Source organism: Dyella psychrodurans (assembly GCF_003363265.1).
Taxonomy (GTDB): Bacteria; Pseudomonadota; Gammaproteobacteria; order Xanthomonadales; family Rhodanobacteraceae; genus Dyella_B; species Dyella_B psychrodurans.
Window position 1 is genome coordinate 36,257 of sequence record NZ_QRBF01000010.1, and the last position, 17,195, is coordinate 53,451.

Sequence of the window (17,195 nt, forward strand, 5' to 3'; positions counted from 1 at the left end):
CTTCAAACTACGGCGACCAGGAGGAAAGCGACAACAACGCGACCGGTGTGCACGCGCCTTAACTGACGGGGGTAATGCACCGACATGATAATTCGACCATCAATCTCGGCTGGGGATGCGCAATCTAACGCTAGAGAGATTGAATCGTTGTCAGGTATTTGTGACAAGTTGGTGCGCGTTCAGACGGCGCATTCAAACCGTGACTTCCGTCATGCCCGAAAAAAAGTCGGACTATCGAAGTGACTCGATGTTGTGTAACTCAAATGCAACAAAAACGCGTTCGATTCAGGAACCGCCGCGCCGTCAGATCTTTACCTGCCCGCGCAGCACCTGCCAGTACATCACCCAGTCGCCCATCAGACTGTAAAGCGGATGGCGAAACGTGGCTGGCCGGTTCTTTTCGAAAACAAAATGTCCGATCCAGGCAAAGCCGTAGCCGACCACAGGTGCCAGCCACAGCCAGACGAACCTTTCCGAAAACAGCGCATAAAACAGAATCAGCAGCACGAGCGAGCTGCCGATGAAGTGCAGTCGACGGCAACGCCGGTCGCGATGTTCATTGAGGTAGTAGGGATAGAAATCCCGAAAACTGGCAAAGGCGGACATGAGGCACCCCCGGTAACCTGACTGTCATCAAGGTTAGCCCGAACACCTGCGTGGCGCACGTCAACCGGGCAATGGAATGAACTCGACTTCGTCGCCATGCACTTTGCCGAAACGACCGGCAGTCCAATCCGCCTTGGCCTGCTCGATACGCTCCCGCGAACTGGACACGAAGTTCCACCACAAATGGCGATCGCCATCCAGCGGCGCGCCGCCGAACAGCATCAAGCGGCTCGCCGCTTTCGCCTGCACCGCCGGCGCGGAATCGCCGGCATTGACCGCCATCTCGGTGGCAGCCAGCGTGACGCCTCCCCAGCTGACTTCGCCTTCAATTACATGCACGCCACGTTCGTGGTGCTCCTGCGGCAACACCAAATGCGCACCGGCTTCCATGCGCGCTTCGATGAAAAACATCGGCGCGAACACTTTTACCGGCGACGCCTGTCCATACGCCGTACCTGCGATCAAGACCAGCTGTGCGCCGGGCTGTTCGATGTGCGGCAGGCTTGCTGCCTCGTGGTGGTGAAACTCCGGTGCAACCTCTTCATCGGCGCGGGGCAACGCGACCCATACCTGAATACCGTGCATGCGCTGACCGTCCCGGCGCGCATCCGGCGGCGTGCGCTCGGAATGCGCGATGCCCCGGCCTGCCGTCATCCAGTTCACCGCACCCGGCGTGATATCCGCCAGACTGCCGAGCGTGTCGCGATGTCGAATCGTACCTTCGAACAACCACGTGACCGTCGCCAATCCGATATGCGGATGCGGACGCACGTCCATGCCATTGCCGGGCTTGAATTCAGCCGGCCCCATGTGGTCGTAGAAAACGAAGGGCCCGACGCGACGCGCTATCAACACAGGCAGCATGCGCCTCACAAAAAATCCATCGCCCAGATCGTGCAGGCGGCCGTTTTCGATGCGAGTGGGTTGCTGTTCCACGATGCGGTCTCCTCACCAGGCTCGCTGATATTGCACGGGTGGCGTGATCGTTGCACCCAATTCCTGCGCGGCACGGCGCGGAAAATAAGGGTCGCGAAGGCTGGCCCGCGCAATCAGCACAAGATCCGCCGCACCACCGGCGATGATGCCATCGGCTTGGGCGGGTTCCGTGATCAAACCCACTGCGCCCGTAGGAATGCCTGCTTCCTGCCGAATGCGCGCCGCAAACGGTACCTGGTAACCCGGCGCAACCGGAATCTTTACGTGAGGCACCAAGCCGCCGCTCGAAACATCGACCAGATCGACACCCAATGCGCTGAGTTCGCCCGCCAGCCGCACGCTGTCGTCGATGTCCCAACCGCCTTCGGCCCAATCGGTCGCCGAAATGCGTAGCCACAAGGGCCATTCGGCCGGCCAGACTTCGCGCACCGCCGTGATCACCTCGCGCACGAGCCGCGTGCGGTTCTCGAAGCTGCCGCCGTATTCGTCGTTCCTGTGATTGCTCAGCGGCGACATGAACTGATGCAGCAGATAACCATGCGCACCATGCAGTTCGATGAGCTTGAATCCTGCGTCCTTCGCTCGCACCGCGGCCGCGCGGAAATCCGAAACCACTTTGCGTATGCCATCCGCATCCAGTGCCTGGGGCACATGCCAGTCCGTATCGAAAGGCATGGCCGATGGCCCGACCGTTTGCCACGCACCCTGCGCCACACTCAGCGAACCGCCACCTTCCCACGGACGCAGCACGCTGGCTTTGCGGCCTGCATGGGCCAGCTGCACGCCGGGAATCGCACCTTCTTCCGCAATGAATGCCGCGATCGACTGCCATGCCTTCACCTGGGTGTCGTTCCAGATGCCGACGTCGTGGGCGGAAATACGGCCTTCCGGGGAAACCGCCGTGGCCTCGGCAATCACCGCGCCAGCGCCGCCGACGGCACGGCTTCCCAGATGGACCAGATGCCAGTCATTGGGCACACCGTCCGTCGCCGAGTATTGGCACATCGGCGATACCACGATGCGATTGCGAAACGTGAGGCTGCGCTGGGCGTAGGTTTCGAACAGCTTCATGGGCGATACCGGCGTAGATGGAGTGGAGACACATGGCGTCGACATCTGCCTTGATCAAGACCCGGCACTTTCCAGACTCCCGCGCACGGCTTCGCTGCGTTGAATCCACTCGCTCAATTGCGCGACAAGTGCATAGGGAAACTTCATCCAGCTGAAATGATCGGCCGCCTGCCCGTCCATGCGTTCCGGCGTCATGACGTCCATGCGCTGGAACGTCTTCGGCATCTTGTCGAGCAGCCACGCCAACGAAGACTGCGGTGCAAGCCAGTCGTCGCGAAGACGGAGCGCAAACACGGGCATCGCGAGCGCACGGAGCTGCCGCTCAAAATCCACCGCCATGCCATCGGCCGAATAGCATCCGGTGCGCCCGCTGCGCGACCAATCGGCAATGACGCCGCGCGCCTCGTTGCCGCCAAACCCGAGGCGACGCCCGGGCAGGTAACCGACGAGCTGCGCCAAAGGCGATGCAAGCCTGTAGGCGATGGAAAGCAGCGCGCCGAAACGAAACCGCCGCCAATAAGGAGAACCGCTGCCGATCAGCATGATGCCCGCCACGGTATCCGGATGAAGGCTGGCATACAGGCACGACAACTGGCCGCCGAGGCTGTGGCCGGCGATCCACAATGTCGCCCTTGGCCAGCGTGCACGGGCCTCGGCGATACCTGCCGGCACATCCGCCTCCAGCAGTTCGCGATATCCCCAGTCGCATTGTCGACCTGCACGACGATCGCTCGATCCAAGGCCACGCCATTCGTGCAAAGCCATCGCCATGCCATGCTTTGCAAACGCTTCGGCCAGAGGCAGATAGTGTTTTGCGGGAACGCCTAGCGCAGGCAACCAATAAATGACGTGCGCCGGCGATTCGCCCGGCTGCACAATGATCAATTCGCTGCGCGCACCGTCTTTTGCAAGAACGGGCACGACGGTAGACGATGGCGTATTCAAAGCTGACGACGTAAGCAACGCGGACATCGGCGCAGGTTAACTAATGCGCGTTGCAGAAACAAAAAGGCCGGCGTCCGCCGGCCTTTTGCGCATAGGTTCGCAGAACTCAAGCCGGGCTGACTTCGTCAGCCTGCAGACCCTTCTGTCCCTGCACTACCTTGAAGCTCACTTTTTGACCTTCTTTAAGGCTCTTGAATCCGTTCCCCTGAATGGCTCGGAAATGTACGAAGACATCGGGACCATTCTCGCGACTGATAAAACCAAAGCCCTTCGCGTCGTTAAACCACTTGACGGTACCAACCTCACGATCCGACATGATTCACTCCATCCGTTCGAGCGTTTGACTCTGAGACCAGTTGGCCCGCCCGGGCCAACGGCTTACTGGGTATGCTGAGATCGAGTGAACGACACGGACGGACGGCATCCGGACACGCACGTTACCAAGCAGACGCAGTGAATAAAGCATAATCACAATCGTGAAAGCATGTGTGATGAAAAATTCACATTTGAAGTCACATTAGAAAATCGAATCTAAATACCCCAAAAACAAAAAGCCGGGCATTAAGCCCGGCTTTTTAAATCGATCTATTCAGGCAATTAGGCCGGAATGACTTCGTCGGCCTGCAGGCCCTTCTGGCCCTGCACCACCTTGAAGCTGACCTTCTGGCCTTCCTGGAGGCTCTTGAAGCCATTGCCCTGGATCGCGCGGAAATGCACGAAAACATCCGGGCCATTGTCGCGGCTGATGAAGCCGAAACCCTTGGCATCGTTGAACCACTTGACGGTACCGATCTGACGATCAGACATGAAACACACTCCAAAACTAGGTTTTTCGCAAAAAGAGACTGAACCACCGCGGACGGGGTCGACTTACTGGTGTGCTAAGGAAAACCCTAGGGGTGAGCGATGAGGCAGATCGTAATCGGCTGCATCGGGTCACATGACTCTGGTGACCCCGGCAAACACAGTGGCACCATCATAACCGCAAATGTGCGAGCAAAGCGAATGGGTGTTCAGGAACGCTGTTTTGCTCGCCGCCAAAGCAGTGTTTAATGCCCTTTATTAGTGCATTAGGAACGCGTCCATGGAATTGGCTAATAAGGCAGCCTTATTTCGACAGGCCCCTACGACCCGATTGGGCTGCCTTGCTCTGGGCTTACTTTTGGCCGGTTGCGGCCATGCAACGCGCAAGGTAACGCTACCACCACCTCCTCCTCCCAAACCCGTCGCTGCCACCGGCATTTCCCCTTGCGACGCCTACCTCGACAGTTACCTCGCCTGCCATCGTGCCGCGGAAATCTACACGCCCGACACGTTGCAGGCGCACTACCAGGCCATCCGCACTGGCCTGCTGCAAGACGCGAACGACCCGCGCACGCGCCCTTATCTCGCCAACCGCTGCATGGGTCTGCAAGCGCAGTTGAGCGCAGCGCTGAAAGGACGTTCCTGCAATACGCAGACGGCAAGCGGCAACGCGAAGAGTGCGAACAAGCCCTAGTGACGCCATAACGCGCGCAAGGCCGAAGCGACCGGCGCTGGCCGGCAACGCCCCAGTCGAATCTTCGGCGTGCCGTGCCACTGGGCGGTGACGGCTATAGCCGCGGCCAGCTCATCCAGCATGCGTTCCGAAGGCTTTATACCCTCTTCGAGAAACAGGGCTTTCACCTCGAACACGCCTTCGGCACGGTGCGCCTTCGCGTCGAGCCGTCCAATGAGGCGTCCTCGATGAAGGATGGGCAGCACGTAGTAGCCGTACTGACGCTTCGCCGAGGGGACATAGCACTCGATGGTGTAGTCGAAATCGAACAGTTCGCTCGCGCGCGCACGATCCCACACCACCGGGTCGAAAGGCGAAAGCAGTGCCGTATGCGTGGCGCGCAGTTTTCCGTCTCGCGCTTTCTCCAGCAATGCAGCATGGTCCGCGTGGATGTAAGCCGGATGCTCCCAACCGGCAACGCGTACGCTCAGCAACTCCCCTGTCGCAAGCAAAGGCTCCAGCTCGCCTGCGTCGACAGAAGGTTTGAGCCGGAAATAGTCCGCAATCCATCGCGCCTGTGCGATGCCCAGTGCTCGCACGCTGTCCAGGATGAAGCGCTTGCGCAATGCCGCTTGGGAATGCGTCATCGCCATTTCGTCGAACGGCGGGTCGAGCTTGGCCAGAACGCGCTCGGCCAGGTCGTAAACGCGCTGGAAGCGTTCGCGTCGCGTCACCATCAAATCTCCCGACGCAAACCATGCCTCCAGCCACCGCTTTTCGGGTTTCCATTCCCACCAGCCGGAAACGCCGCGATCCGCGCGTTCAAAATCGGAGGCACGCACCGGCCCCGACTCGCGAATGCGAGCAAGCAGATCGTGCATTTCCTTCAAGTGAGTGTCGCGAGTTCGCGATGCATGCCTGTCCGCCCAATGATTGCTTTCGGCTTGCGCGCGCCATGCGCGATGCAGGCCGATATCCGACGCGGTGACGAAGCACGCTTCATGCGCCCAGCATTCGGCGATGCGACCGGTATCGAGTGCTTCTTCGAGCCACGATGAAGGATAGTCGCCCAGACGGGCGTGCAAGACCAAGTACGGACTGCGCGCAACAACATGAATGCTGTCTATCTGAAGCAGACGCATACGTTGAATGGTTGCCAACAGATCATCGCGCTGAGCGCGACGTCGCGGCGCCTGAAGCAGTCCTTGTGCCGCCAAGTGCAACGCACGCGCTTGCGTCACGGTGATCGCCTTGCCGCCAGATGAAGATTCGCTCAACGGACGCACGCCTTTACGAAATGATGACATGGCTATTGTGCTTGGATTTATCGTCCGCTTGCTAACGTGGATATCGAGCTTGATGGGCCAGGATCGTTTTAGGCCACCTCAGCTGCGGCAAGCATGCAGTCCTGGCTTCTCGAGCGTTCTCGCAGGAGCTATCACAATGACATACCGCATCCCACTACTAGCCTCCCTCGTCAGTGCCGGCCTGCTCTTCACAGGTATCGCGTTTGCGCAGAGCCAGACGATGCCACCGGCGAATCCGCCGCAAAGCAACGTCGCACCTCCGACAACGGGCACCGACAGTACGACGTTCAATGCTTCGCAAGGCCAGGTGACCATCCATTCGACGATGAGCCAGACGCCTTCGACAGCTTCACCGCCGTCGTTTGAGCAACTTTCCGGCGGCTCGAAGTTCATCACCGAGGATCAGGCCAGCGCCTATCCGCCGCTCGCCAACGACTTCAGTTATGTCGCCGGCCATAGCGACCGTATCTCCAAGTCGCAATACGAGCGCTGGTTGCAGAACTTGAACTAAGCGATACGACGCAGTAACACCATGCGTCTGGGACGTAAAAAATGGCCGGCCTTATATGGGCCGGCCATCGCGTTGGAGCCTGACTCAGTCGCAGCGGACTTCAGTGGTGATGACCACCAGCACCGTGCACATGGCCATGCGCAAGTTCTTCTTCGGTCGCTGGACGCACTTCGGTCACTTCGATATCGAAATGCAGCGTCTGTCCGGCAAGCGGATGATTGCCGTCGATATGCACGGTTTCGCCGTCGACCTTGGTCACCGTCACGTTGATCACGCCCTGCGGACCCTGGCCCTGAAACTGCATGCCCGGCTGGATGTCCTCCACGCCTTGGAACGCCTCGCGCGGCAGTACCTGCACGAGTTCCGGGTGATGTACGCCGTAGCCTTCGGCAGGCGCCACATCGACTTTGAATTGATCGCCGGCGGCACGACCGGTCATCGCCTTTTCCAGACCCGGCACGATCTGGCCGCTGCCATGCAGGTAAGCGAGCGGCTCGCGCCCCTCGGAGCTGTCGATGACCTGGCCGTTGTCGTCGGTCAAGGTGTAGTGGAAGGACGCTACAGTGTTGTCGGCAATCTGCATGATGATCTCGCTGGAGTGATGGATCGCCGACCTTCGCCGACGAATGGGCAAGATTAACATCCCTCTGTGGTCCCGCGCCCGAACATGCCAGAATGCGGACCATCCCTATGACACCTCTTATCGAAGCCTGGCGCGACCGCCAGACCCACCGGCAAGTGTGGTCGCTGGCGTTGCCGATGATGCTGTCCAATCTCACCGTGCCCCTGGTGGCATTGGTGGATAGCACGGTCGCCGGTCATCTGCCGCAGACGCAGGATCTCGGCGCCGTGACGGTGGGCAGCGCGGTTTACACGCTGCCGCTATGGAGTCTCGGTTTCCTGCGCATGGGCACCACGGGGTTCGCTGCCCAGGCCAAGGGCGCCAACGACGCATCGGCTTTGCGGACGGTTCAAATGCAGGCGCTGCTGCTGGCCGCGTTGCTCGGCGTGCTCGTGGGCGCATCGATGCTGCCCCTGCTGCCCTGGCTGCTGGGCCAGATGCATTCCACGCCGCTGATGACCGGACGTGCGCTGGACTACCTGCATCTGCGCCTGCTCGGGCTGCCTGCGGCCTTGCTGAACTACGCCCTCGCGGGATGGTTCATCGGCGTGCAGCGCGCACGTACCACGCTGGCGCTGCTGCTAGTGACGAACATCGTGAACATCGCCCTGAACCTGCTGTTCGTGCCCGGTTTTGGATGGGGTGTTCCAGGCATCGCGCTGGCATCGGTGAGCGGCGAATGGCTTGGCGCCCTGTATGGGCTGTGGCGCGCGCGTCAGGCCGTTCACCAACTCGGCGGGCATGTCGACTGGCCGGCCATGCGTGGCTGGGACCATTGGCGTCCCTTGCTGCTGGTCAACAGAGACATTTTCGTGCGGACACTGGCGCTTGAAGGTGTGTTCTTCAGCTTGGCGCTGTTTGGTGCGCGCGAAGGCGATGCCACGGTGGCGGCCAACGCCTTGCTGCTCAATGGGCTCATCCTGACCGCCTTCGGCCTCGATGGCCTGGCCAACGCCGTGGAAGCGCTCTGCGGCCACGCTATCGGCGCAGGCGACGGGCATGCATTGCGTCGCGCGCTGGTTGTCGCGGGTGGCTGGTCGTTGATCGGCAGCCTGGGTGCAGTCTTGTTTTTCGCCATGGCGGGACATCTCTTCGTCGACCTGCAGACCAATCTGCCAGAGGTGCGGGACATCGCTTACCGCTACCTGCCCTGGCTGACTGTGCTTCCGGTCGTGGGCGTCTGGAGTTATCTGCTCGACGGCCTGTTCATCGGTGCAACCCGCGCGCGCGAAATGCGCGACGGCATGATGGTGTCGGTGCTGTTTTTCGCACTGCTCGTCCGGGCCACCCGCAGCATGGGGAACCAGGGATTGTGGCTGGCGTTTCTGGCGTTCATGGCGATACGCGGATTGAGCCTGGCGTGGTTCGGCCTGCGTATTCGCCGACGTCGCGCGTGGGTCGCCTGAACCTATCGCAGCCTCGGCAGGCTGGGCATACTAAAACCCATGAACGTTTTCCTGTCTCCATCTTTGCGCAGGCTGGGTGCCGCCTGCGCGTTGCTCGGCGCGATCGTCGCCGCACATGCTTCCGATAACGCGACGGTTGCGGCCGCCACCTCCATTCAGCAACTCACGACCGCGATCGATTCGCAGGTCGCGCAAACTCGCTACAACTCGTCGAGCTGGGGCATTGCCGTGGTGTCGCTCGATACAGGACGCACGCTGTATGCGCACGATGCCGACCATCTGCTGCAACCTGCTTCCACCGCGAAGCTGTACACCGCTGCGCTGGTGCTCGATACGCTGGGTACCGATTACCGCATTCCCACGCAGTTGCTGGTTACCCGGCCGATTGAACACGGCCAGTTGGACGGCCCGCTGATTCTTCACGGCATGGGCGATCCCACGCTTGGCACGCCAGACACCAACAGCGATTGGGCAGACCAGCTCGCCACGCAGTTGGCGGCCAACGGCGTGCATGAGGTACACGGCGACCTCATCGCCGACGATAGTTACTTCAGCGGTCCGCCTGCCGGTTCCGGCTGGGAAGCGCGCGATCTGCAAAGCTGGTTCGCCGTGCCCTCTTCCGCGTTGAGCGTGCAGGAAAACGTGGTCGATCTCACCGTGACGCCGTCAAGCCAGCCTGGCGGTTCCGTATCGCTGATGTTCGATCCGCCGGGTGCGCTGCCTCACGTCGTGAACACCATGACGACCGGCGCGCAGCACACGCGCAGCGACATCAATCTCTATCGCGCACCGGGCGATGGGACGCTTTACGCCTTCGGCAACATGCCGGCACGCGCGGAACCGCAAACATTCAGACTCGCCATCGCCGACCCCGCATGGTTTGCGGGCACGTTGCTGCGCAGCGCGCTTGCCCGGCACGGCATCCGCATCGAGGGCCAGGTGCGCGTCCAGCATTGGCCGGAACAAAATCACATCGGCCTGGACAAAGCCACCGTCGTGGCACAAGTACTGTCGCCGCCGGTGATGGACGTGCTCTCGCGCGGACTCAAGCGTTCGCAGAATCTTTACCTGCAAAACCTGTTGCAGATCGCAGGCGTCAAGGCGCAGGCGAATGCGGAGCAATCGGGCGATCCTAGCGAGGGGTTCCTGAGCAGCGAGGCGTGGGCCATTCGCGCCATGCACCAGTTGCTCGATCGTATAGGCATAGCGCCCGACGCCGCGCAAATCGAAGAAGGCGCGGGCTTATCGCGCGAAGACCTGGCCACGCCCAACGCGATGGTGCAGCTGCTGAGCTACCTGTCGAACCAACCCTACAGCGCGCAACTGCGCAACGCGCTGCCGAGCGCGGGCGTGGATGGAACGCTTGAATTCCGCATGCGCGACAGCGCCGCGGCAGACAACGTGCAAGCCAAGACCGGCAGCATGACGTATGTGCATTGCCTGGCCGGCTACGTCACCACGGCATCGGGCGAACGGCTCGCGTTCGCCCTGATGGTCAACAACTACGTGCGCCAGGGCGACGACCCTAGCGCAAGCCGCGATCTCGACGCGATTGCGGAAATGCTGGCCGCGTTCCAGGGTCACACCTGAAACACGGCATCCACGCGCTTCAGCGCTTCTGCAGATCCTTTTCGATTTTCTCCGGCGTGTCGTTGGGCGCGTAGCGCTTCACCACGTTGCCTTCGGCATCGACCAGGAACTTGGTGAAGTTCCACTTGATCGATTCGCTGCCGAGCAGACCCTTGGCCTGCTTCTTCATCCACTGATAGAGCGGATGGGTGTTCTCGCCGTTGACGTCGATCTTGGAAAACATCGGGAAAGTCACGTCGTAGCTGGTCGAGCAGAAGTTCTTGATCTCCGCCTCGTCGCCGGGTTCCTGGTGACCGAACTGGTCGCAGGGGAAGCCCAGCACCACCAGCCCCTTGTCCTGCTGACCGCGCCACAATGCCTCCAGCCCCTTGTATTGCGGCGTGAACCCGCACTTGGACGCCACATTGACGATCAGCATGGTCTTGCCGCGCCAGGCATCGAGCGATTGTTCCTTGCCATCGATATCGCGCGCACTGAAATCGTAGACGGTGGTCATGGTCATCGCTCCGGTGATGTCGATAGGACAGTCTACCCCAGCCCCAGGGCCTGCTGGCATAGAATGCACGCTCCGGCCACTGTCCAAGGTTCGTCGTGATCCGTTTTGTCGATGTCCACAAGTCTTACCGCGTCGATGGCAAGGACGTTCCCGCCCTGGAACCCTTCAGCCTGGACATCGCCGACGGCGACGTGTTCGGCATCATCGGTCATTCCGGTGCCGGCAAATCGACGCTTATACGCCTGATCAACCTGCTCGAACGCCCAAGCGGCGGACGCATCGTGATCGGCGATACCGACATGACGGCCCTGCCCGAACCCGAACTGCGCGCGGCGCGGCAGCGCATCGGCATGATCTTCCAGCACTTCAATCTGCTTGCTTCGCAGACGGTCGCCGAGAACGTCGCGTTTCCACTGCGCATCGCGGGCGAAAAAGATCAGACCGCCATTCGCTCGCGCGTCAATGAATTGCTGCATAGGGTCGGGCTGAGCGATCACGCCAATAAATATCCGTCGCAGCTATCGGGCGGCCAGAAACAGCGTGTCGGCATTGCGCGTGCGCTGGCCAACCGTCCTTCGATTCTGTTGTGCGACGAAGCCACCAGCGCGCTCGATCCGCAGACCACGGCATCCGTGCTGGATCTTCTTGCCGAAATCAATCGTGAGCTGAAACTCACCATCGTGCTGATCACGCACGAGATGGACGTGGTGCGCCGCGTGTGCGACCGCGTGGCCGTGCTGGATGCAGGACGCATTGTGGAACGAGGCGCCGTCGCCGACGTGTTCCTGCGTCCCACGCATGCGACCACGCGCCGGTTCGTCAGCGAAGCACTCCCGGAAGAAGAAGCCGGCGCGAACGTACCCTATCAGCATGTGCCGGGGCGCATCATGCGTCTTTCATTCCGCGGCGAAGCTACATGGTCGCCGACGCTGGGGCGCATAACGCGCGAAACAGGCGTGGATTTCAACATCCTTGCCGGACGCATCGACCGCATCAAGGATCTGCCCTACGGTCAGCTGACACTGGCCATGCAAGGCGCCGGCGTGGACGCGGCGCTGAAGGCGTTGCGCGAGGCTGGCATTGACGTCGAGGAGCTCACACGATGATCGCCGCACCCTTGCTGCAAACCCTGTTTCCCAACATCGACGACTGGGGCGAAATGGGCCAGGCATGCATCGACACATTGCTGATGCTGGGCGGATCGCTGCTGCTGACGATACTTATCGGACTGCCGCTTGGCGTGCTGCTTTTCCTCACCGGAAAAGGCCAACTGCATGCGATGCCGAAGCTCTATGCGGCGCTATCGCTGGTGGTGAATGTGCTTCGGTCGATTCCCTTCATCATTTTGATGATCGTGTTGATGCCGCTGACCTATGTGTTGGTCGGCACCAAGCTGGGCATCCGCGGCGCGATACCACCGCTGGTGATCGGGGCCGCGCCCTTTTTCGCGCGATTGGTGGAAACGGCGCTGCGCGAAGTCGAGCAGGGCGTGATCGAAGCGTCGCAGGCGATGGGTGCAACCACGTGGCAAATCGTCCGCCATGTGCTGCTTCCCGAAGCGCGCGCCAGTCTCTGGGCCGGTGTCACGGTGACGGCCATTGCGCTGGTCGGATATACCGCGATGGGCGGCGCCATCGGCGCGGGAGGCCTGGGCGACCTGGCTTACCGGTATGGGTATCTGAGCTACAAGTCCGACTACATGGTTGTCACGGTGCTGCTGCTGATCGTGCTGGTTCAGCTGCTGCAGATGGTCGGCGACCACATCGTGGCGCATTACAGCCGCCGTTAAAACTTGTCTGAAAATGCGGCGGTGACGAGGATAGCTTTTGCAATCGGCCGTATGGACGGCTATTCTGTTGCGTCGCACAAGGACAAATATCCCCATGAAAAAGCTGATGGCACTCCTCGCCGCCGCGCTTCTTTTGGCCGGCTGCTCGTCTTCGGGTTCCGGCGACTCCAACGGCCAGACGCTGACCGTGGCCGCCACCGCCGTTCCGCACGCGGAAATCCTCAAGCAGGTCAAGCCCATCCTGGCGAAGGAAGGCGTGGATCTTCAGATCAAGGTGTTCGCCGATTACGTGCAACCCAATACGCAGGTCGTCGAAAAGGCCATCGATCTGAATTACTTTCAGACCAAGCCCTTTCTGGACACGTTCAACCGCGAGCACAAGACCAACCTGGTGATCGTCACCGGCGTTCACATCGAACCGTTCGGCGCTTATTCGCGCAAGTACAAATCGATCGACCAGTTGCCCAGCGGTGCGACGGTCACGCTTCCCAACGATCCGGCGAACGAGGGCCGTGCCCTGCTTCTGCTCGCCAAGAACGGAGTGATCACGCTGAACGATCCGAACAACGAGCTGGCGACGCCGAAGGACATCGTGGCCAATCCGAAGAATCTCGTGTTCAAGCCGCTGGAAGCGGCGATGCTGCCGCGCACGCTGGATGAGATCGATCTCGCTCTGATCAATACCAACTACGCACTCGCCGCCGAACTCAATCCGACCAAGGACGCACTGCTGATCGAAGACAAGAACTCGCCGTATGTGAATTATCTGGTGGGCCGTCCGGACAATCAGAACGATCCGCGCGTGCAGAAGCTGGCCCAGGCGTTGACCAGCCCTGAAATCAAGGCGTTCATCGAGCAGAAATACAAGGGTGCGGTACTGCCGGCGTTCTGATCCGTCGATTCCGCATACAAAAAGCCCGCACCAACCGTGCGGGCTTTTTTTCGCTCAGGCTTTGACAGGCACGGGAATGTCGAACACCTGCCGCAGATAGGTGATATAGGCGTCGTCCTCGCACATGTTCTTGCCTGGCGAGTCGCTGAGCTTGGCCACGGGCTGGCCGTTGCAGCGAACCATCTTGATCACGATGTTGAGCGGTGTCGGCCCCACATCGTTGGTGAGATTGGTGCCGACGCCGAACGCAAGCTGGCACCGGCCGTGGAAGTGGTGATAGAGCTTCATCACTTTCGGGATATCCAGACCATCGCTGAAGACCAGGATCTTGCTGCGCGGGTCCACACGATTGGCCTCATAGTGCGCCAGCACCCGTTCGCCCCATGCGAAAGGATCGCCCGAGTCGTGTCGCGTGCCGTCGAACAGCTTGCAGAAATACATGTCGAAGTCGCGCAGGAAAGCGGTGAGACCGTAGACATCCGATAGCGCGATACCCAGGTCGCCGCGATATTCCTTCGCCCAGGCCTCCAGCGCAGCCACCTGCGAATCGCGCAGACGCGGACCCAGCGCCTGATGCGCCTGCAGGTATTCGTGGGCAAGCGTGCCCAGGGGACGCAAACCGAGCTGCCATGCCAGCCATACATTGCTGGTGCCAGCCAGTTGCGCGCCAAGGCCGTCGCGCAAGGTGGTCGCCACTTCCTTGTGCCACTCGCGCGAGAAGCGACGACGCGTGCCGTAGTCGGCGATGCGGCACTCGGCGTAGCCGGCCGTATCCCGCAACAGCGAGACCTTTTCGCGCAGGCGGCGGCGCCCTTCGGCCAGATCCAGACCGGCGTTCGTGTTGCGAAAATAGACTTCGTTGACGATTGCCAGCAGCGGCACTTCGAACAGGATGGTATGCAGCCACGGACCGCAAATCTTGATGTCGATCTCGCCATTGCCCAACGCAGAAGGAGTTATCTCCACATACTTCGCGTTGAGCTGGAACAGACCGAGGAAGTCGATGAAGTCGCTCTTGAGGAAGCGCCATCCGCGCAGGTAATTGAGTTCCTGCTCTGTGAATCGCAGGCTGCACAGCGCGTGCAGCTCCTCACGAATCTCGTCGATATAGGGCACCAGGTCGATGCCGGGGTTACGGCACTTGAATCGGTACTCCACATGCGCGGCGGGGTATTGATGCAGCACCACCTGCATCATCGAAAACTTGTAGAGGTCGGTGTCGAGCAGCGAACTGACGATCATGGATCACTTCCATGCCGGGGGAGAAAAACGCCGCGGCCATGGCGCAGCACTCGATAATTATCCTGCCGGAGCGATCGTTATGAATAGAGAAAGATAAGACCCCGGCAGCCAGGGGAGTAACTGCCGGGGCTTGTTAGGTCGCGTTCCGGGGGGAGGGTAAAAAAGGAACCGACCCCTGGATGTCACGATATTCTGTGCCACCCGGTCGTCGCCTCACGGCGATACGAGTCTTTAGTGTGGTCGTTGCAGGCTAAGTTCAAGGCTACTATCGAATCGGTTCAGCTTTTCTATAACTTGCAGTGCGCCGGACCATACGGTTTCATGTGCGCACATTTCCAAGTGCTTGTCGTTAAAGGGACTTGCCATGCTACGTCGTTGCCTATGCCTTTTTGCACTATGCCTCGCCCTGCCCTTGCACGCGGCGAACCTGAGTGTCGATACCGGTCACGGCGTTCGCATCTGGACCACGGCGCAGCTTTTGTCACACCCCGACGTACAGACCGTGACCATCCCCGTCGATGTGGCGTTCCGCCAGACCATGCGCTATCGCGCCGTTCCACTGCGCAGCCTGCTGCCTGGACTGGAACATGGCGATCAACTGCAATTCGTTGCCTGCGACGGGTTCTCTGTCGACATTCCCGCCGATACGATCCTCAACACGGCCGGCGCCAAGGCATGGCTTGCCATCGAAGATTCCGACAAGCCGTGGCCCGGCCTGCCAAATAACAAGGGAGACGCGGGGCCGTTTTACGTCGTATGGACCCGGCCCGCGGCCGCCGGTGTGAGCACCGAGCAATGGCCTTACCAGCTTGCACGCATTCAGCGCACAAAGAGCATCGCAGAGCGCTTTCCGCACACGGCACCGGCCGTATCCGTGCCCACAGACAGCCCGATCCGCCATGGCTACGCCGTGTTCCAGCGCACATGCTTTGCTTGTCACACCCTCAACGGGGAAGGCGACGCGCACATGGGGCCGGATCTCAACATTCCGCACAGCCCGACCGATTACCTGAGTGACGAGACGCTGCGCGCTTTCATCCGCAATCCGCAGTCGTTGCATCTTTGGCCGCAGGCAAAGATGCTCGGATTCCCGACCAAGGAATCGCTTTCGGATGCCGACCTGGACGCGTTGCTTGCGTACCTCCGCTACATGGCGCAGCACAAGGTCACGCAGTGACGGCCTCAATGCGCGAGCGCGGTCGACAGTGAGCCGGACTCTTTCAGCAGCGCCTTGAGTCTGTTTTCGCGCTCCTGCTTCGGTGCTTTTGCCAGCTCGCGCACGCTGTCGTAAAAAGCCGGCCATCGGCTGCCCGCCTGCTTGAACAGCACCGCGAATGCCTGCACCCATTGGTCGTAGAGACCGAATGGCAGCAAGGTGGCATTGTTGATGGGCCGCGCCACCCATGCATCGTAACGGTGATCGTTCGGCCAGTTCTTGTCGCGCCAAGCGGCATAGCGTGCGCGGAAATCCGCGATCTCGCGTTCCTTGCCCGCAGCCATCGCCGCATCGTCGGCGCCGCTTGCGTAGAGCGTCTTCAAACGTGATCGCAGGTCGAGCACCAACTGGGTGAAACCGTCTTCCATCGCCTGGCCGCGATCGTCGCCGACCGGCTCGCCGCGCGAACGATGCCATTCGCGCAGCCCCTGGTTCTCCACGAACATCGCATAGCTTTCATTGAAGGCCGTGTCGCCCTTCAGATAAATCAGCTGATGGGCAAGTTCGTGGAATATCGTGCCGGCCAGTTCATCATCGTCCCAGCGCATCATGCTGCTGAGAATGGGATCGGCAAACCACCCGAGCGTGGAATACGCAGGAACGCCGCCGACATACACATCGTTGCCCTGTGCACGCAAATGCACGGCACTGTCGACGGCCTTCTTCTGATCAAACCAACCCCGGTAGGCCACGCAGCCGGCAATCGGAAAGCATTGAAGTACTGCATCCACCGAGAAACGCGGCGTGGCGTAGACATTCCAGACCACATACGGCCGATGCAGCTCCACGTAATAGGTGTAGCTGCGGTTATTCGGCAGATATAACTGCTTGGAGGCGAATTGACGCGCTTGCTGCGAAAGCGCGAGGCGCGCCGCCAGCTTGGCATCGGTGGCGGGATCGGCAATGACTTTGTCTACCGACCGTCGCCGCAACAGCAACGCGCTTTCGCCATGCGTGACGTGAGCGTAATAGCGGAGATCGGCACAGGCACCAAGCACGGAGATCACCACGATGCAGCCGATCAGTCTGGCGCTTGGAAGGAGAATGCGAAGTCGTGTCATCTCCCGCATTCTGGCCTAAGACTCAGCC

The 17,195-nt window shown here is 60.6% G+C and carries 19 protein-coding genes; 8 read left to right on the forward strand and 11 right to left on the reverse strand.

The window, feature by feature from the left end; translation table 11 throughout:
• Positions 1-303: 303 nt before the first annotated feature.
• The 6 genes from DWU99_RS19440 to DWU99_RS19465 form a co-directional block, all read right to left on the reverse strand.
• A complete protein-coding gene (locus DWU99_RS19440; RefSeq protein ID WP_115479754.1) occupies positions 304-606 on the reverse strand; it encodes an Mpo1-like protein in 303 nt (100 codons plus the stop codon).
• A gap of 60 nt (positions 607-666) precedes the next feature.
• A complete protein-coding gene (locus tag DWU99_RS19445; protein ID WP_199535879.1) occupies positions 667-1,470 on the reverse strand; it encodes a pirin family protein in 804 nt (267 codons plus the stop codon).
• An 84-nt stretch (positions 1,471-1,554) separates the two neighbouring features.
• Positions 1,555-2,613 carry an NADH:flavin oxidoreductase/NADH oxidase gene (locus DWU99_RS19450; RefSeq protein ID WP_115479756.1) on the reverse strand — a complete coding sequence of 353 codons (1,059 nt, stop codon included), beginning with the start codon at positions 2,611-2,613 and terminating at the stop codon, positions 1,555-1,557.
• A 54-nt stretch (positions 2,614-2,667) separates the two neighbouring features.
• Complete coding sequence (locus tag DWU99_RS19455) at positions 2,668-3,585, reverse strand: alpha/beta hydrolase family protein (protein WP_115479757.1); 918 nt, start codon at positions 3,583-3,585, stop codon at positions 2,668-2,670.
• 79 nt (positions 3,586-3,664) lie between these two features.
• A complete protein-coding gene (locus DWU99_RS19460; protein WP_115479758.1) occupies positions 3,665-3,874 on the reverse strand; it encodes a cold-shock protein in 210 nt (69 codons plus the stop codon).
• Between the two features lie 281 nt (positions 3,875-4,155).
• Entirely contained in the window at positions 4,156-4,365 is a 210-nt protein-coding gene (locus tag DWU99_RS19465) for a cold-shock protein (protein ID WP_115479759.1), read from the reverse strand.
• 277 nt (positions 4,366-4,642) lie between these two features.
• Here DWU99_RS19465 and DWU99_RS19470 point away from each other — a divergent pair, with 277 nt between their 5' ends.
• Entirely contained in the window at positions 4,643-5,056 is a 414-nt protein-coding gene (locus DWU99_RS19470; protein WP_115479760.1) for a hypothetical protein, read from the forward strand.
• Here DWU99_RS19470 and DWU99_RS19475 read toward each other — a convergent pair.
• Entirely contained in the window at positions 5,053-6,342 is a 1,290-nt protein-coding gene (locus tag DWU99_RS19475; RefSeq protein ID WP_115479761.1) for a winged helix-turn-helix domain-containing protein, read from the reverse strand. The two genes, DWU99_RS19470 and DWU99_RS19475, sit on opposite strands and share 4 nt — an antisense overlap.
• Before the next feature lie 136 nt (positions 6,343-6,478).
• On the opposite strand from DWU99_RS19475, the gene DWU99_RS19480 reads away from it, so the two are divergent.
• Positions 6,479-6,853, forward strand: a complete 375-nt coding sequence (locus DWU99_RS19480; RefSeq protein ID WP_115479762.1) for a hypothetical protein — start codon at positions 6,479-6,481, stop codon at positions 6,851-6,853.
• Positions 6,854-6,953: 100 nt separating this feature from the next.
• Here the strand turns inward: DWU99_RS19480 and DWU99_RS19485 are convergent, their stop codons facing one another.
• Complete coding sequence (locus DWU99_RS19485; protein WP_115479763.1) at positions 6,954-7,436, reverse strand: FKBP-type peptidyl-prolyl cis-trans isomerase; 483 nt, start codon at positions 7,434-7,436, stop codon at positions 6,954-6,956.
• A gap of 107 nt (positions 7,437-7,543) precedes the next feature.
• Here DWU99_RS19485 and DWU99_RS19490 point away from each other — a divergent pair, with 107 nt between their 5' ends.
• Positions 7,544-8,881, forward strand: coding sequence for an MATE family efflux transporter (locus tag DWU99_RS19490; protein WP_115479764.1), 1,338 nt, complete (start codon positions 7,544-7,546; stop codon positions 8,879-8,881).
• 39 nt (positions 8,882-8,920) lie between these two features.
• Positions 8,921-10,471, forward strand: coding sequence for a D-alanyl-D-alanine carboxypeptidase/D-alanyl-D-alanine endopeptidase (gene dacB, locus DWU99_RS19495; protein WP_115479765.1), 1,551 nt, complete (start codon positions 8,921-8,923; stop codon positions 10,469-10,471).
• 19 nt (positions 10,472-10,490) lie between these two features.
• On the opposite strand, the gene DWU99_RS19500 is transcribed toward dacB, so the two are convergent.
• Positions 10,491-10,967 carry a glutathione peroxidase gene (locus DWU99_RS19500; protein WP_115479766.1) on the reverse strand — a complete coding sequence of 159 codons (477 nt, stop codon included), beginning with the start codon at positions 10,965-10,967 and terminating at the stop codon, positions 10,491-10,493.
• 95 nt (positions 10,968-11,062) lie between these two features.
• On the opposite strand from DWU99_RS19500, the gene DWU99_RS19505 reads away from it, so the two are divergent.
• From DWU99_RS19505 to DWU99_RS19515, 3 genes are all read left to right on the forward strand, one after another.
• A complete protein-coding gene (locus DWU99_RS19505) occupies positions 11,063-12,073 on the forward strand; it encodes a methionine ABC transporter ATP-binding protein (RefSeq protein ID WP_115479767.1) in 1,011 nt (336 codons plus the stop codon).
• Positions 12,070-12,756 (forward strand): methionine ABC transporter permease, encoded by a 687-nt coding sequence (locus DWU99_RS19510; protein ID WP_115479768.1) that lies wholly within the window; start codon positions 12,070-12,072, stop codon positions 12,754-12,756. The genes DWU99_RS19505 and DWU99_RS19510 overlap by 4 nt, the downstream gene beginning before the upstream one ends.
• 94 nt (positions 12,757-12,850) lie before the next feature.
• The gene (locus DWU99_RS19515) at positions 12,851-13,648 is read left to right on the forward strand and encodes a MetQ/NlpA family ABC transporter substrate-binding protein (protein ID WP_115479769.1); all 798 of its coding nucleotides are present in this window, start codon (positions 12,851-12,853) and stop codon (positions 13,646-13,648) included.
• Positions 13,649-13,702: 54 nt separating this feature from the next.
• Here the strand turns inward: DWU99_RS19515 and pncB are convergent, their stop codons facing one another.
• Positions 13,703-14,890: a nicotinate phosphoribosyltransferase gene (gene pncB / locus DWU99_RS19520; RefSeq protein WP_115479770.1), complete on the reverse strand. Its 1,188-nt coding sequence runs from the start codon at positions 14,888-14,890 to the stop codon at positions 13,703-13,705.
• A gap of 364 nt (positions 14,891-15,254) precedes the next feature.
• Here pncB and DWU99_RS19525 point away from each other — a divergent pair, with 364 nt between their 5' ends.
• The gene (locus DWU99_RS19525; RefSeq protein ID WP_115479771.1) at positions 15,255-16,067 is read left to right on the forward strand and encodes a c-type cytochrome; all 813 of its coding nucleotides are present in this window, start codon (positions 15,255-15,257) and stop codon (positions 16,065-16,067) included.
• 5 nt (positions 16,068-16,072) lie between these two features.
• Here the strand turns inward: DWU99_RS19525 and DWU99_RS19530 are convergent, their stop codons facing one another.
• Positions 16,073-17,167: an aminopeptidase gene (locus DWU99_RS19530; RefSeq protein ID WP_115479772.1), complete on the reverse strand. Its 1,095-nt coding sequence runs from the start codon at positions 17,165-17,167 to the stop codon at positions 16,073-16,075.
• Between the last annotated feature and the right edge of the window lie 28 nt (positions 17,168-17,195).